At 72.8% G+C, this 14,223-nt stretch carries 18 protein-coding genes and 1 other RNA gene; 16 read left to right on the top strand and 3 right to left on the bottom strand.

The annotated features are described in order from the left end of the window. Window positions 1-64: 64 nt before the first annotated feature. Together LBW97_RS02015 and LBW97_RS02010 are read left to right on the top strand one after the other, a co-directional pair. The gene (locus LBW97_RS02015) at window positions 65-424 is read left to right on the top strand and encodes a DoxX family protein (RefSeq protein ID WP_224497737.1); all 360 of its coding nucleotides are present in this window, start codon (window positions 65-67) and stop codon (window positions 422-424) included. 2 nt (window positions 425-426) lie between these two features. Further along, window positions 427-1,143 carry a PIG-L deacetylase family protein gene (locus tag LBW97_RS02010; RefSeq protein ID WP_224497736.1) on the top strand — a complete coding sequence of 239 codons (717 nt, stop codon included), beginning with the start codon at window positions 427-429 and terminating at the stop codon, window positions 1,141-1,143. On the opposite strand, the gene LBW97_RS02005 is transcribed toward LBW97_RS02010, so the two are convergent. Beyond that, window positions 1,131-3,404: a bifunctional diguanylate cyclase/phosphodiesterase gene (locus LBW97_RS02005; protein WP_224497735.1), complete on the bottom strand. Its 2,274-nt coding sequence runs from the start codon at window positions 3,402-3,404 to the stop codon at window positions 1,131-1,133. The two genes, LBW97_RS02010 and LBW97_RS02005, sit on opposite strands and share 13 nt — an antisense overlap. 132 nt (window positions 3,405-3,536) lie before the next feature. Between LBW97_RS02005 and rnpB the strand changes: the two genes are divergently transcribed. The 11 genes from rnpB to LBW97_RS01950 all read left to right on the top strand — a co-directional run bounded on the left by rnpB (window position 3,537) and on the right by LBW97_RS01950 (window position 12,188). Next, window positions 3,537-3,937: RNase P RNA component class A (rnpB, locus tag LBW97_RS02000), an RNA gene on the top strand. Between the two features lie 77 nt (window positions 3,938-4,014). Next, window positions 4,015-4,386, top strand: a complete 372-nt coding sequence (locus tag LBW97_RS01995) for a hypothetical protein (protein WP_224497734.1) — start codon at window positions 4,015-4,017, stop codon at window positions 4,384-4,386. A gap of 77 nt (window positions 4,387-4,463) precedes the next feature. Next, complete coding sequence (locus LBW97_RS01990; RefSeq protein WP_224497733.1) at window positions 4,464-5,120, top strand: A24 family peptidase; 657 nt, start codon at window positions 4,464-4,466, stop codon at window positions 5,118-5,120. Between the two features lie 190 nt (window positions 5,121-5,310). Beyond that, window positions 5,311-5,547 carry a Flp family type IVb pilin gene (locus LBW97_RS01985; protein WP_224497732.1) on the top strand — a complete coding sequence of 79 codons (237 nt, stop codon included), beginning with the start codon at window positions 5,311-5,313 and terminating at the stop codon, window positions 5,545-5,547. Between the two features lie 92 nt (window positions 5,548-5,639). Further along, a complete protein-coding gene (locus tag LBW97_RS01980) occupies window positions 5,640-6,029 on the top strand; it encodes a TadE/TadG family type IV pilus assembly protein (protein ID WP_224497731.1) in 390 nt (129 codons plus the stop codon). Continuing rightward, the gene (locus tag LBW97_RS01975) at window positions 6,017-6,991 is read left to right on the top strand and encodes a pilus assembly protein TadG-related protein (protein WP_224497730.1); all 975 of its coding nucleotides are present in this window, start codon (window positions 6,017-6,019) and stop codon (window positions 6,989-6,991) included. Before LBW97_RS01980 ends, LBW97_RS01975 begins: the two co-directional genes overlap by 13 nt. Before the next feature lie 11 nt (window positions 6,992-7,002). Then, entirely contained in the window at window positions 7,003-7,749 is a 747-nt protein-coding gene (locus LBW97_RS01970) for an RcpC/CpaB family pilus assembly protein (RefSeq protein ID WP_224497729.1), read from the top strand. Continuing rightward, window positions 7,746-8,942, top strand: coding sequence for an AAA family ATPase (locus LBW97_RS01965; RefSeq protein ID WP_224497728.1), 1,197 nt, complete (start codon window positions 7,746-7,748; stop codon window positions 8,940-8,942). Before LBW97_RS01970 ends, LBW97_RS01965 begins: the two co-directional genes overlap by 4 nt. Continuing rightward, entirely contained in the window at window positions 8,939-10,345 is a 1,407-nt protein-coding gene (locus LBW97_RS01960; protein ID WP_224497727.1) for a CpaF family protein, read from the top strand. The genes LBW97_RS01965 and LBW97_RS01960 overlap by 4 nt, the downstream gene beginning before the upstream one ends. Beyond that, window positions 10,345-11,286, top strand: a complete 942-nt coding sequence (locus LBW97_RS01955; RefSeq protein WP_224497726.1) for a type II secretion system F family protein — start codon at window positions 10,345-10,347, stop codon at window positions 11,284-11,286. Before LBW97_RS01960 ends, LBW97_RS01955 begins: the two co-directional genes overlap by 1 nt. After that, window positions 11,286-12,188: a type II secretion system F family protein gene (locus LBW97_RS01950; RefSeq protein WP_224497725.1), complete on the top strand. Its 903-nt coding sequence runs from the start codon at window positions 11,286-11,288 to the stop codon at window positions 12,186-12,188. The genes LBW97_RS01955 and LBW97_RS01950 overlap by 1 nt, the downstream gene beginning before the upstream one ends. 65 nt (window positions 12,189-12,253) lie before the next feature. Here the strand turns inward: LBW97_RS01950 and LBW97_RS01945 are convergent, their stop codons facing one another. Next, window positions 12,254-12,592 carry a hypothetical protein gene (locus LBW97_RS01945; RefSeq protein ID WP_224497724.1) on the bottom strand — a complete coding sequence of 113 codons (339 nt, stop codon included), beginning with the start codon at window positions 12,590-12,592 and terminating at the stop codon, window positions 12,254-12,256. Window positions 12,593-12,781: 189 nt separating this feature from the next. On the opposite strand from LBW97_RS01945, the gene LBW97_RS01940 reads away from it, so the two are divergent. From LBW97_RS01940 to LBW97_RS01930, 3 genes are read left to right on the top strand one after another with little or no spacing between them, the layout of a single operon-like run. Continuing rightward, window positions 12,782-13,039: a DUF2795 domain-containing protein gene (locus LBW97_RS01940; protein ID WP_224497723.1), complete on the top strand. Its 258-nt coding sequence runs from the start codon at window positions 12,782-12,784 to the stop codon at window positions 13,037-13,039. Window position 13,040: 1 nt separating this feature from the next. Further along, on the top strand, window positions 13,041-13,271 hold the full coding sequence (locus tag LBW97_RS01935) for a hypothetical protein (protein WP_224497722.1): 231 nt from the start codon (window positions 13,041-13,043) through the stop codon (window positions 13,269-13,271). Between the two features lies 1 nt (window position 13,272). Next, window positions 13,273-13,656 (top strand): thioesterase family protein, encoded by a 384-nt coding sequence (locus LBW97_RS01930; protein WP_224497721.1) that lies wholly within the window; start codon window positions 13,273-13,275, stop codon window positions 13,654-13,656. On the opposite strand, the gene LBW97_RS01925 is transcribed toward LBW97_RS01930, so the two are convergent. Further along, on the bottom strand, window positions 13,653-14,216 hold the full coding sequence (locus tag LBW97_RS01925; protein ID WP_224497720.1) for a DUF4240 domain-containing protein: 564 nt from the start codon (window positions 14,214-14,216) through the stop codon (window positions 13,653-13,655). The genes LBW97_RS01930 and LBW97_RS01925 overlap by 4 nt on opposite strands. Window positions 14,217-14,223 lie beyond the last annotated feature (7 nt).

Here is a 14,223-nt window from a genome sequence, read left to right as displayed (position 1 = left end):
ACGCCTGACCGTGACCTGGGGCTCTCCCGCGGCCTGCTGCTCTGCCAAGGCCTACGGTGACGCCATGAAGCTGCCGGGCAAGGCGTCGATGCTGGCCGCACTGCTGGGCGGGGGCGGCGTGCTGCACATGGTCCGGCCGAAGATGTACGACTGGCTGGTGCCGCCCGAGCTGGGCAACCCGCGCAGGTGGGTCCTCGCCAGCGGGGTCGTCGAGATCGGCACCGCGGCGTTGCTCGTGGCTCCCGCGACGCGCCGCCTCGGTGGCTGGTCCGCCGCGGGGCTGCTGCTGGCCTTCGTGCCGGCGCACCTGCACACGTTCCGCGTGATCCCGAGAAAGCCGCTGCCCATGGCGGTGGCGATCGGCCGGCTGCCGCTGCAGATCCCGATGGTGACCGCGGCGCTCGACGTCGCCCGGGGCCGCTGACCATGCCCACGCCGCTTCCCGACGACTGGCAGCGCGCCCTCGTCGTCGCCGCCCACCCCGACGACATCGAGTACGGGATCGCCGCCGCCGTCGCGATCTGGACGGCGGCGGGCAAGGAGGTGCACTACCTGCTGGCGACCCGGGGCGAGGCGGGGATGGCCGGCGTGCCGCCGGCGGAGGCCGCGCCCCTGCGCGAGGACGAGGAGCGCCGCTCGGCCGCCGTCGTCGGGGTGTCGGAGGTGGAGTTCCTCGACCACCGGGACGGCGTCCTGGTCGCCGGGCCCGAGCTGCGCCGCGACCTGGCCGGCGCGATCCGGCGGCACCGTCCCGACCTCGTCGTCACCGGGTACTTCGGCCCGACCTGGACGCCGCCGGGCGCCTCACCCGGCTACCTCAACTCGGCCGACCACCGGGCCCTCGGCCAGAGCGTCCTGGACGCCGTGGCCGACGCGGGCAACGAGTGGATCTTCCCGGAGCTGACGGAGGACCCCTGGTCGGGCGTGCGGTACATCGCCGTCAGCGAGCTCCACGATCCGCCGCACGAGGTGGACGTCAGCGACGCCGTCGAGCTCGCGGTCGCCTCGCTGGCCGAGCACCGGCGATACCTGGAACTCCTGTCCGACGATCCGGTGGAGGCGCAGGCCCGGCAGGTCGTCGACATGTCCACGACGACCGAGGACGGTCGGCGGCGGGTGGGCTTCCGGCTCTACCGGGGCTGAGAGATCTCGGCGGGGCAGCGGCTCAGCCACTCCTCGAGCTGGTCGGCCGGCAGCGGCCGCGCGTGCAGGAAGCCCTGGCTGAAGTCGCAGCCCAGCGACCCCAGGTGGGCGAAGGTCTCCGCCGTCTCCACGCCTTCGGCGACGACCCGCAGGCCGAGCCGGTGGGCGAGTTCCACGGTGCTGGCGACGATCGCGGCCGTGCGCTCGTTGGTGAGCAGGTCCGCGGTGAACGAGCGGTCGAGCTTGAGCTCGCCGACGGGCAGCTCGCGCAGGTAGGCCAGCGACGAGTAGCCGGTGCCGAAGTCGTCGATGCTCACGGTCGTGCCGAGGTCGGCGAGGCTGCGGACGACGGGGATGCTGCGGTCGGGGTCGGTGAGCAGCACGCTCTCGGTGACCTCGAGGACCAGCTGTCCGGCGGGCAGCCCGTGCTCGGCGAGGAGCGCGGCGACGCGGGCGGGCAGGCCGACGTCGAGCAGGTTGCTCGCCGACAGGTTGACCGACATCTGCAGGGCGAGTCCACGACGGTGCCACTCGGCCGCCTGGGCGACGGCGCGGTCGAGGACGACCTCGGTCAGCTTGCCCATGAGCCCGTGCGCCTCGGCCAGGGGGAGGAACTCGCCCGGGCCCAGCAGGCCGCGGACCGGGTGCTGCCAGCGCACGAGCGCCTCGACGCCGACGGGCCGGCCGGTGGCGACGTCGAGCTGCGGCTGGTGGTGCAGGACGAGCTGGTCGCTGGAGAGCGCGGTGCGCAGGTCCTCGACGAGGGCGAGATTGCCGCTGCTGCCGGCGTGCCGGGAGCTGTCGTAGAGGGCGGCGCCGCTTCCGGTGCGCTTGGCGTCGTACATGGCGACGTCGGCCTCGCGCAGCAGCTCGGCCGGGGACGCCTGGTCGCCCTCGGCGCTGCGGGAGACGGTGAGCCCGACGCTGGCCGAGGAGTGGATGACCATGCCCTCGATGGGGAACGGCTGGTCCAGCCGCTCGTGCAGCCGGCGGCCCAGGCTCAGCGCGGCCTCGGCCAGCGGGGCGTCGGCGTCCATGGGGGCGAGGACGGCGAACTCGTCGCCGCCGAGCCGCGCGAGGATGTCCCCGGGGCGCAGCACGGTCTCCAGGCGGGCGGCGATCATGCGCAGCAGGTCGTCGCCGGCGGCGTGGCCGAGGGCGTCGTTGACGTCCTTGAACTTGTCCAGGTCGAGCAGGGCCAGCGCCAGCGGCGTGCCCTCCCTAGACAGCTCCTCCACCCGGCGCAGCACCGCGCGGCGGTTGGCCAGGCCGGTGAGCTCGTCGGTCAGCGCCTCGCGCCGGGTGACGGCGAGGACGGCCAGCTCGCGGACGTTCACCAGCAGGCGGATGCCCGAACCCACGGCCGCGAGGGCCGCGCACCAGGCCGCGACGGTGTCGGCCAGGGCGACCAGCGACACGGCAAGGAGCACGCCGGTCGAGGCGACGATGACGACGAACGCGCCGATGGTCGACGCCTTGGGGTCGGCCGGCTGGGGCTCGGAGCGTCCTGGGCGGAGGACTGCGGCCAGACCCAGGCAGATGACGGCGACCGGCTCGGTGGCCCAGGCCCAGCTGTCGGGCTGTCCGCCGCCGAGCATGACGGCGGTGCTGCCCACCATGGTCGCGCCGAACGAGGCGACCACCAGCCAGGTCCTGACGTCGCGGCCCATGTCGCCGAGGAAGGGAAGGGTGGCGACGGTGCCCAGGATGACGAAGGAGACCGCGAAGGACGCCGCGACCGCCACCGAGGCGATCGTGGTCGCCGGGCCGCCGAGCAGGTGGGTCACCAGCTGGGCGACCGCGACCACGGCGAGCACGGCGGAGGCGCCGTTGAGGATGTCGTTGGGATCGGCGAGGTTGCTGCTGAACCGGTTCCAGCGGACCAGTCCGCCGTAGAACAGCGGGAAGGCGACGACCGGTGCCCAGAGCGTCACCGCGGCGGCGGCTCCCTGGGTGGCCGGCACCAGACCCAGGAGGGTGCCGAGCAGCGTGGTGCCGGCGACCAGCACCGCCCCGGCCGCGATCCGGGACCAGACGACGCGCTCGTGGGCCACGGACCGTGCGCGCCAGACGAGGATGGCCAGCAGGCCGCCGTGCAGGAGGAGCGTGAACCCGACGCGCAGCGGACCCATGTCCGACGGCGAGCTCGCTTCCAGCCGGCCGGTTCCCACGAGCAGCCCGACCACGCCCGCGACGACGACGAGCGCCGTCGTCCACATGGGCGCACCGGGCAGCAGCCGGGAGCGCAGGGCAGCCTGCATACGTGGTTCATCGGCCGCCGGGCGGTGCCGGTGAATCCGGGGACCGGGGCCTCCCCCCAAGGGGGCAGGTGGGTTTGCGCGGACGGATGCGGCTCCGCCGTGATCACCACCTAGACTGGCCGGCACGACGGACGAGTCGGCTGGGCGGTCGCGTCGGCGGGGGAGACCCCGCCGCCGAGGAACGTCCGGGCTCCACAGGGCAGGGTGGTCGTTAACAGCGACCCGGGGTGACCCGCGGGACAGTGCCACAGAGAACAGACCGCCAGTGCTCGCACTGGTAAGGGTGAAACGGCGGTGTAAGAGACCACCGCACACCGGGTGACCGGTGTGGCTCGGTAAACCCCACCCGGAGCTAGATCAAGAAGGGACGACGGTTCGCCGTCGTCCTGCGCAGGCGTTCGAGGGCGGCCCGCCCGAGCCTGCGGGTAGATCGCTGGAGCCTGTCGGCAACGGCAGGCGTAGATGGATGACCGCCCATCGGGAGGCCGCGAGGCGCCCGTGGACAGAACCCGGCGTACAGGCCGACTCGTCCGTCGTCCTCCGCCGGGTCGACGCTGCTGCGGTGCGCGTCGGTCTTGACACCCGCCGTGAGGATGGCCAGCGTCTGGTCATGACGGTCATCCCGCTTCCTCGACACGGGCAATGGGTCGGCGACCACCGGGGGCAGGGGCGAAGCCTCCGCGTCTCCACGCACGTCGACGTCGGCGTGCTGAACGTCAGCCTCTGGCGGGAGGACGTGTGCGTGGGCACCGCGCAGCTGCTGCCCGCCGAGGCGGCTGCGCTGATCGGGGGGCTCTCCGACGGGCTCGCCGAGATCGCCGTGCAGCCGGCCCCGCCGGCCCGTCATGCGGAGCCGCACGTGCTGGAGGCCCGGCTGGCGCGGCTGGAGGCCCGGCTCGCGTCATCGGTGCGCCCCGCCGTGGCCGACCGGTTCCGCGCGGCCCTGCGCTCGGCCCGCGTCGTGTGGGACGACCTGCGGTAGCCCGGTCCGGCGGTGCGGGGTCAGGGGCGGTGGCTGTGTCAAGGTGACCTCGTGCCCGCCGTCCTGCTCCGCTCGCCGTGACGGCGGTCGTCGTCGCGGTGTCCGCCGTCCTGGGGCTGGGCGTGGGTGCGGCCGCGAACCGGGCAGCCGGGGCGTTCCCCTGGGGCGGCGCAGGGGAGCGGTCCGCCAGGGCGGTGCGGTTCCCGGTGCTGGAACTGGTGACGGCCGCGCTCTTCGCGCTGACCGCCCTGCGCTTCGGCGCCGCCTGGGAGCTGCCCGCCTATCTGCTCGCCGTCGGCGCGGGCGTGCTGCTGACGGTGATCGACCTGCGGCACAAGCTGCTGCCCAACCGGGTCGTCCTCCCGGCGATCGGGGGCACCGCGGCGTTGCTGCTCCTGGCGGCTGCGGTCGACGGGGCCTGGGACCAGCTGCTGCGTGCTCTCCTCGCGGCGGCGCTGCTCTTCCTCCTGTACCTGGCGATGGCGCTGATCTCCCCGCGGTCCCTGGGCATGGGTGACGTGAAGCTGGTGGCCCTGCTCGGATTGCTCCTTGGCTGGGTCGGCTGGGCGGCAGTGCTGCTGGGCGCCTACGGCGGGTTCGTGGTGCAGGCGACGGTGGTGCTCGCCCTGCTGGTCACGCGGCGGGTCGGGCGGAAGACCCAGCTCCCGCTGGGGCCCGCCATGCTGCTCGGCGCAGCTGCCGTGATCGGGTGGAGTGCGGCCTTCGCGGGGTGACCGCACCTCAACTGCTCACCCAGCGTGATCATCCGCTGCTGTACGTAATCCCATCGGTGGGTCTCCTCGATGGATCGGGTGAAGAACGCTCAAGCCCCGCAACGTTCGGCACGACAACTCCCTGCAGCAGCCGCGAGGCCGGATCAGCCCCGATCCGAACCGGACGGCCGACACATCAGGGAGCACGACAATGCAGAACGCCTACACCGCTGTGACCACCTTCGTCGCCGCCACGCAGCACCGCCTGCGCTCGGAGGAGAAGGGCGCGACCGCTGTCGAGTACGGCCTGATGGTCGCCCTGATCGCCGTCGTCATCATCGGCGTCGTCTCCGCGCTCGGTGGCCAGCTGAGTGGCCTCTTCTCCGAGGTCGGCGGCGAGCTGACCAAGGCCGGCACCACCACCGGCGGCACCGCCACCACGCCCTGACCCACACCTGAACAGGTCGCGGCTGTGACGACGCAGCGGCCCCCGCACGGGGGTCGCTGCGTCGCCGCACGAGGAGGGAGGTGGGAACGGACGTGAGGTCTTCGCTGCGCGACGAGCGCGGTGCGAGTGCTGTGGAGTTCGCCTTCATCGTCCCGCTGCTGCTCCTCCTCGTCCTCGGCATCGCCGAGTTCGGCCGCGCCTTCCAGGTGCAGGGCACCATCTCCGCCGCCGCCCGCGAGGGCGTCCGCACGATGGCCCTGCAGGACGACCAGGTGGCAGCTCGCGCCGCCGTACGAAACGCTGCCGGGTCGTTGAACCCGGCGATTACTGACCTGCAGATCGCGATCCCGCAGAGCTGCGCCGGTCGACCCGTCGGCAGCACCGTCAAGCTCACGATCACCTATCCCATGCCCTTCCTCACCGATTTCTTCGGTGCGGGCCTGACACTGACCGGAACGGGGGTCATGCGATGCAACGGCTGACCTCCCGGTTCCGCCGGCGGCTCGTCCGTGAGGACGGCGCCTCCGCGGCGCTCGTCGCGGTCCTCCTCGTGCCGGTGCTCGGCTTCGCGGCGATCGCCGTCGACGTCGGTGCGCTGTACGCCGAGCGGGCCCGGCTCCAGGTCGCTGCCGACGCCGCTGCGATCGCCGTCGCCCAGGACTGCGCCCGCGGCAACTGCGGGAACATGCTCGCCACCGCGACGTCGCTCCTCCTCGCCAACGACCCCGAGGGCAAGGCCGGCCAGCCCGTCCTCGGCAGCGACCCGATCAGCGTGACCGTCACCGGCAGCACGCCCAAGGAGCACTGGTTCGCGCCGGTCATCGGGCACGAGTCCACCGGCGTCTCGGCCTCCGCGACCGTCGGATGGGGCGCCCCGGTCGGTGGAACCGCAGTGCTACCGCTCGCCTTCTCGTGGTGCGCCTTCAAGCAGCAGACCGGCGGCGGCCTGCCCTCGGGGACGACGCCGAGAGTCGTCGACTTCACCAAGTCCGACAGCACGGTCGGCTGCACCGGCCCCAGCAATCTGCAGGTCCCCGGCGGATTCGGCTGGCTGGTCCCCGACAACTCCACCACCTGCGGTGCCACGACGGCGATGGACGGCATCGTGACCTCCGAGCCCGGCAACAACCCGCCCACGCCGTGCACGCAGGCCTACTTCGCGAGCCTGCTCAAGAAGCCGGTGCTGCTGCCGATCTTCGACGAGTACGGCGCTTCAGGGTCCAACGCCTGGTACCGGATCTACGGCTACGCCGCCTTCACGATCACCGGCTACGACTTCAAGAGCAAGGGAAAGAGCACGCCGACGCCGAACTGCGGCGGATCCGGCAACAGCGGCCAGTGCATCGCGGGCTACTTCACCCGCTTCGTCGAGCTCTCCGACGCCTGGGACTACAGCCCCGACGCGCCGACCCTCGGCTCGTCCGTCCTTCGACTGATCCGATAGGAGGCACGACAGTGAGACGTCGAATCCTCGCCGCCGTCGCGGCGCTCGTCCTGCTCCTCGTCGGAGCGGTCGTCCTGCTCGCCTACGTCCGCGGCGCCGACGCCCGCGCCCTCGCCGGTGCCCGCACCGTCGAGGTGCTGGTGGTCGTCGAGCCGATCCCGGCAGGCACCCCTGCCGACGGGCTGGCCGAGTTCCTGAGCCTCGAGCCGATCCCGGCCAAGGCCGCCGTGCCCGGCCGGGTCGCCGACCTGGCCGAGATCGAGGGCCAGGTCGCCCTGGTCGACCTGCAGCCGGGAGAGCAGCTGCTCGCCGCCCGCTTCGGCTCTGCGGACGACATCCGCGGGCCGGAAATCGTCGACGTCCCGAAGGGCCTGCAGGAGGTCTCGATCCTCCTGGAGCCGCAGCGCGCCGTCGGCGGTCGCCTGGCCGCCGGGGACACCGTGGGCGTCCTCGTGTCCCTGAGTGACGGCCGCACCCACGCCGTCCTCCACAAGGTCCTGGTCACCCAGGTGCAGGGGGCGCCTGTCGCCGCACCCGCCCCGGACGGCACGGAGACCGCCGCTGCCGGTGTCGGGCCCGCACCCGCACCCAGCGCCAGCCTGATGCTGACCTTCGCGGTCACCGCCGCCCAGGCCGAGGCCGTCGTCTTCGGCAGCGAGCACGGCACCGTCTGGCTCTCCCTCGAGCCCGAGGACGCCGACGTCTCCGGCACCGAGGTCATCACGCCCGACACCATCTACGGGAAGGTCTTCTCATGAGCCGCGTCGTGCTCGCAGCCGCCGACGAGGAGCTCATCCTCCGGGTCAAGGAGGCCACCGACGGCGACCTGTCGGTGCTGCCGCCCGGCCGCCTGCCCGGCGAGCCGTCCCGCCTCTTCGAGCAGCTGCTGGACGGCGAGCTGCCCGAGGTGCTGGTGATCGGCCCCCAGGCCACCGTCGCCGACGCGCTCGGCCTCGCCACGCGGCTGGACGTGCAGAGCCCGGGGATCAGCGTCGTGCTGGTCGCCGAGCCCGCGCCCGACCTCTGGCAGGCCGCCATGCGCGCCGGCATCCGTGACCTGGTCTCCCCGGGCGCCGACGTCGTCGAGCTCCGCGCCGCCGTCGAGCGCGCCGGCTCCACCGCCAGCGGCCGTCGGCGCGTGCTGCGCCCGGTCGAGGAGACCTCGCGCTACGCCGGCCGGGTCATCACCATCGCCTCTCCCAAGGGCGGGGTGGGCAAGACGACCGTCTCCACCAACCTGGCTCTCGGCCTCACGGCCTCGGCTCCGCAGTCGACGGTCCTGGTCGATCTGGACGTCCAGTTCGGCGACGTCGCCTCGGCGCTCGGGCTGGTCCCGGAGTACACGCTGCCCGACGTCGTCAGCGGCCCCGCGGTCGAGGACACGATGGTCCTCAAGACCTTCCTGACCCAGCACCCGAGCGGGCTGTTCACCGTCTGCGGCGCCGAGTCGCCCGCCGCCGGCGACACCGTCCGCGGCGAGGACGTCACCCGGCTGCTGGCCGCCCTGGCGCGCGAGTTCCGCTACGTCGTCGTCGACACCGCCCCCGGGCTGTCCGAGCAGACGCTCGCCGCCCTCGACCGGGCCAGCGACGTCGTGATGCTGACCAGCATGGACGTGCCCGGCGTGCGTGGGCTCCGCAAGGAGCTCGACGTGCTCCGCGAGCTGTGCCTGATCCCGGCCGGCCGGCACGTGGTCATGAACTTCGCCGACCCGAAGGGCGGCCTGTCGGTGCGCGACGTGGAGACGACGATCGGCACCGGTGTCGACGTCGTCCTGCCGCGGTCGCCGAAGGTCCCGGCGTCGACCAACCAGGGTGTTCCGCTCATCGCCACCGGCAGCCGCCGCGACCCGATGGTCAAGGAGCTCAACCGGCTGGTCACGCGCTTCCAGGCCACCCCGCTCAAGGCGCCGAGCCGGTACCGGGCCAAGCACCGGGCGGCTGCGCGATGAACCTCGCCGACCGTCTCGAGGCCGCGCGCGGCCGGCAGGCAGTCGAGGACCTCGCGCTGCCCACCGCCCGGAGCTCCCGTCCGGTCGTGCCTGCGCCGACGCCGCCGACCGATGCGCTCGCCCGGCTCAAGGACCGGGTGGGGAAGGCGCTCTTCGAGCGCATGGGCGCCCGGATGAACGACACGTCGATGGGCGAGGACGCCCTGCGGGCGATCGTGCTGGACGAGCTCGACGCCGTCGTGGAGGAGGAGAACGTCCCCCTCAGCACGGAGGAGCGGCAGCGGCTGACCGCCGACCTGGCCGACGACGTGCTCGGGTACGGCCCGCTGCAGCGGCTGCTCGACGACGACACCGTCAGCGAGGTCATGGTCAACGGCCCGGACAACATCTACGTCGAGCAGAACGGCAAGCTCGTCCGGACCGCCGCCTCCTTCACCTCCGAGGAGCACCTGCGCCGGGTGATCGACCGGATCGTCTCCCGCGTGGGGCGCCGGATCGACGAGTCCTCGCCGCTGGTCGACGCGCGCCTCGCCGACGGCTCCCGCGTCAACGCGATCATTCCGCCGCTGGCCTTCAGCGGCTCGACGCTGACGATCCGCAAGTTCTCCAAGGACCCGTTCACCGTCACCGACCTGATCGGCTTCGGCACGCTCTCGCCGGAGATGGCCGAGCTGCTGCACGCCTGCGTCGACGCCCGGCTGAACATCATCGTCTCCGGCGGTACCGGCACCGGTAAGACGACGCTGCTCAACGTGCTCTCCTCGTTCATCCCCGAGGGCGAGCGGATCGTCACCATCGAGGACGCCGTCGAGCTGCAGCTCCAGCAGGACCATGTGGTCCGGCTGGAGTCCCGCCCGCCCAACATCGAGGGCAAGGGCGCCATCACCATCCGCGACCTGGTCCGCAACTCCCTCCGCATGCGCCCCGACCGGATCGTGGTCGGCGAGTGCCGCGGTGGCGAGTCGCTGGACATGCTCCAGGCGATGAACACCGGCCACGACGGGTCGCTGTCGACGGTGCACGCGAACTCCCCGCGCGATGCCATCGCCCGCCTGGAGACGCTGGTCCTCATGGCCGGCATGGAACTGCCGCTGCGCGCCATCCGCGAGCAGATCGCCTCCGCCGTCGACGTGGTCGTGCAGCTCACCCGGCTGCGCGACGGCACCCGCCGGGTCACCCACGTGACCGAGGTGCAGGGCATGGAGGGCGAGACGGTGACCCTCCAGGACGCGTTCCTCTTCGACTACTCCGCAGGCGTCGACGCGCACGGGAAGTTCCTCGGCAAGCCGGTTCCCACCGGCGTGCGTCCGCGGTTCACCGAGAAGTTCGACGACCTCGGGATCAAGCTCTCGCCGCGGGTCTTCGGCGCGACCGAGGCCGCCGCCGCACGAGGGTGGCAGTGATGTCGCCGGTCATGCTGCTCATCGGTCTGGCCGCGGTCGCCGCCGCGCTGCTGCTGCTCGCGCTGGTCGTCCTGCCCGGCGGACCCGGCAAGGTGCCGCTGAGCCGGCTGGACCCGACGACGGCGCCGCCCACGTCGACCCTCGCCGGCGCGGGAGCCGCCGCCGGGGCTGCGGTGGAGAAGGCGCTGGCCAAGCGGGGCCGGCTCGCCGCCGGCGCCGCCGCGCTGGAGACCGCCGGCATCGCGGCCACCCTGCCCGACTTCGTGCTCGCGACCGGCCTGTTCGCGGTCGTCGCCGGTGCCGTGGGCGCGTTCGTCGGTGGTCCGGTGCTCGGCCTGGTCGCGGTGGTCCTGGTGCCCGTGGGCGCCCGGGTTCTCGTGAAGTTCAAGACCGGCCGCCGCCGGGCTGCCTTCGCCGACCAGCTCGACGACTCGCTGCAGCTGATGGCCAGCAGCCTGCGCGCCGGGCACAGCCTGCTGCGCGCCGTGGACGCCGTCTCCACCGACGCCTCCTCGCCCACCTCCGAGGAGTTCGCGCGCATCGTGAACGAGACCCGGGTGGGCCGCGACCTCAGCGATGCGCTCGACGAGGTCGCCGAGCGCATGGCCAGCGACGACTTCGTCTGGGTCGCCCAGGCGATCGCCATCCACCGCGAGGTCGGCGGCAACCTGGCCGAGGTGCTCGACGCGGTCGGGCACACCATCCGCGAGCGCAGCGCCATCCGCCGTCAGGTCAAGGCGCTCGCGGCCGAGGGCAAGCTCTCGGCGGTCGTGCTGATGGGCCTGCCGTTCTGCGTCTTCGGCTTCATCGCGATGAGCAACCCCGGCTATCTCAGCGGCTTCACCGAGAGCCTCGTCGGCTACGCGATGCTCGCCGTCGCCGCCGTGATGCTCGGCGTGGGCGGGTTCTGGCTCAAGAAGACCGTGGCGATCACGTTCTGATGACCACGCTGCCGATCCCCGTCCTCGCCGCCGTCCTGGCCGTGGCCGCCGCCGTCCCCCTGCTCGGGTGGGCGGTGCTGGCCCGCCCCGCGACGTCCGCCACACGCACCCGGGACAACCTGCTGCGCGGCATCGAGCTGACCGGCGCGGGCCAGTCCGCGGGCCCGGCCGGACCCGGTCTGCTGCGCCGCCTCACCGACGGCCTGACCCCGCGGGGGACCACCGACCGGCTGGACCGGCTGGCCAGCACCGCCGGTCGCCCGGCGGCCTGGCCGGTACCCCGTCTCGTCGCCGCCAAGCTGGTGCTCGCCCTCATCGCGGGCGGCCTGTCCGCGCTCGTCGTGAGCTCGAACCCCAGCGCCCTCACCGTGCTGGTCGCCGTCGGGGCGACGGTCATCGCCTACTTCGTTCCGGAGCTGCTGCTGTACTCGCGCGGCCAGGAGCGCCAGGAGGCGATCGGGCTCGAGCTCGCCGACACGCTGGACCAGATGACCATCGCGGTGGAGGCCGGGCTCGGGTTCGAGTCGGCCATGGCGCGGGCGGGCAAGAACGGCACCGGCCCGCTGGCCGAGGAGCTGGTCCGCACGCTGCAGGACATCGCGGTGGGCCAGCCCCGGCGGGACGCCTACCTTGCCCTGGCCGAACGGACCGGCGTCCAGGACCTGCGGCGGTTCATCGCGGCCATCGTGCAGGCCGATGCCTACGGCGTCTCCATCGCCGACGTGCTGCGCACCCAGGCGCAGGTGATGCGGCTCAAGCGGCGTCAGCGGGCCGAGGAGAAGGCCATGCAGATCCCGGTGAAGGTGATCTTCCCGCTGATCCTCTGCATCCTGCCGACGCTGTTCATCGTGCTGCTCGGTCCGGCGGTCCTGGACATCGTCGACGCATTCAGCAAGACCTGATGAGGCGATCCGCGGCCAAGAGGCGTTCCCTCCTGGCCGCGGAGCGCGTCCGTGCAGAGGTCGGGTCAGCTGCGGGGCTGGGCCGGGTTGGTCGGGTCGCCGTGGGACGGCGGGTTGACCGGGGGACCCGTCGTCGCCTCGGAGGCCTTCGAGCCTCCGGCGGCCTCCGGTGGCGCGTCGGCGCCGGTCGCGGCCGGGTCCCCGCCGGAGGGCTGCGCGCCCTCGGCCAGACCGGACAGCCGGTGCCGCATGGCACCGACGACCTGGATGCGGTTCGCGTGCGACTGCTCGTAGGCCAGCAGCGTCTTCAGGTCCTCCGCGCCCAGCGTGCGGATGCGGGTGGTCAGCGAGCCCACTTGTAGGTGGTCGTAGTCGGGCAGCGGCAGATCGTCGCGCTCGGTCAAGGTGCCTCCTCGGGTCGTCCAGCTCTCGGCACATGGGCCGGAGTCCGCCTACCCGCTCTCGCGCATCCGACACCGCGCCGCCCGATGCCGGATGCGTCACGGTCCTCGGGAGGTGTGAGGGAGGGGCCGCCGGGTAGGCGGCGATTCCGACGTGCTCGTTCCCGGAGCACGCAGACGAAGGAGATCGACGTGACCGACCCGCACCAGCCCGCCACCAGCCCCGGCACCGACCAGGCCGACATCGAGCGTCGCGCCGCGATCGCCGAGGCCCTGGGTAAGGAGGTGTGGCCGGCCGACCGCGACCAGCTGATCGCCAAGGCCCAGGAGGGCACCCCGGCCGACCGGGTCCTCTCCGACCTCCAGCGCCTGCCCGCCGGCCAGCAGTTCGAGAACGTGCAGGAGGTGGCGCAGGCCCTGGGCCTGGGCACCGAGCAGCAGCGGTTCTGAGGTGACCACCCAGAAGAAGCCCAGCCCCGAGGCGTTGGACAACGTCACCGAGGAGAACATCGAGACGCGCTCCCAGCTGCTCCCCGAGGAGTCGCAGATGCAGGGCAGCGGCATGGAGGAGGTCGCGGCCGAGATCATCCTGGCCGAGTCCGAGGAGCGGACGGTCCACGCCGATCCCGACGACGCCCAGGGCGGGCACCGGCAGTCGGCCGAGACCGCCGACCTGCCCTGACGTGCGGCACGAGCACCGGGTCCAGCTGCGCTGGTCCGACCCCGACATGCTCGGGCACGTCAACCACGCGCGGGCGCTGGCCCTGTTCGAGGACGCCCGGCTGGCCATGACCGACGGCCGGCCGGGCGGGGGGCTGATCCTCGCCCGCCTGGAGGTCGACTACCTCCGGCAGCTCTACTACCGCGTCAACGAGCCGCTCACCGTGACCAGCTGGGTGACCCGGCTGGGCACCAAGTCGGTCACCGTGCGGCAGGAGCTCGTGCAGGACGACGAGGTCGCCCTCCGGGCGGACGTCGTCCTCGTGGTCTTCGACTACGAGACCAACACCAGCCGTCCCCTGACCGATGAGGAACGCGCCCACTGGAGCGCGTCCTTGGCGGACTAGTCGCTGCCGTACTGGTCGCTGCCGTACCGGGCCCAGAGGCGCGGGAACCGGCGGGCGAACCACTCGTCGTCGTCCTCCGGGAACGGCTCGCCGGTGGGATCGCCGAACTGGTCGTCGACCTCGTCGGCCTCGGGATCCATCTCGGCATCGTCGAAGCCGCGCTCCTCCAGGACCTCGAGCGGGGCGTACGCCCACGCTTCGGCGGCCGCGAAGTCCTCCTCGTCGTCGTCCCACTCGAGGTCGGCGACGGCGTCGGGGTCGGCGAGCACCCGCTCGAAGGTCTCGCGACCCAGGCTGATCAGCCAGTTGCGGAAGTCCAGGAAGCTGTCGTCGCTCGCGCCGCCGAGGGCCAGGTGGGCAGCGGCCCAGAGGTCCCAGCTGTTGGCCCGCGCACGGACGGCCATCAGCTGGCGGTAGAAGCCCCGGACGTCGTCGTCGGAGAGCTCCTCCAGGGCATCGGTGAGGGTCTCCACGTGCTGCTCGACCACGGAGTCCGGAGCTGCCTCGCGGGCCTCGGCGCGGGTGTCCTCGACCAGGGCCCAGAAGGCGTTCGTGTCCACCGGCGGA

This window comes from Blastococcus sp. LR1, assembly GCF_020166105.1.
GTDB lineage: Bacteria > Actinomycetota > Actinomycetes > Mycobacteriales > Geodermatophilaceae > Blastococcus.
The sequence above is the reverse complement of the archived record's forward strand: the minus strand, read 5'-3'. Positions and strand labels throughout refer to the sequence as shown.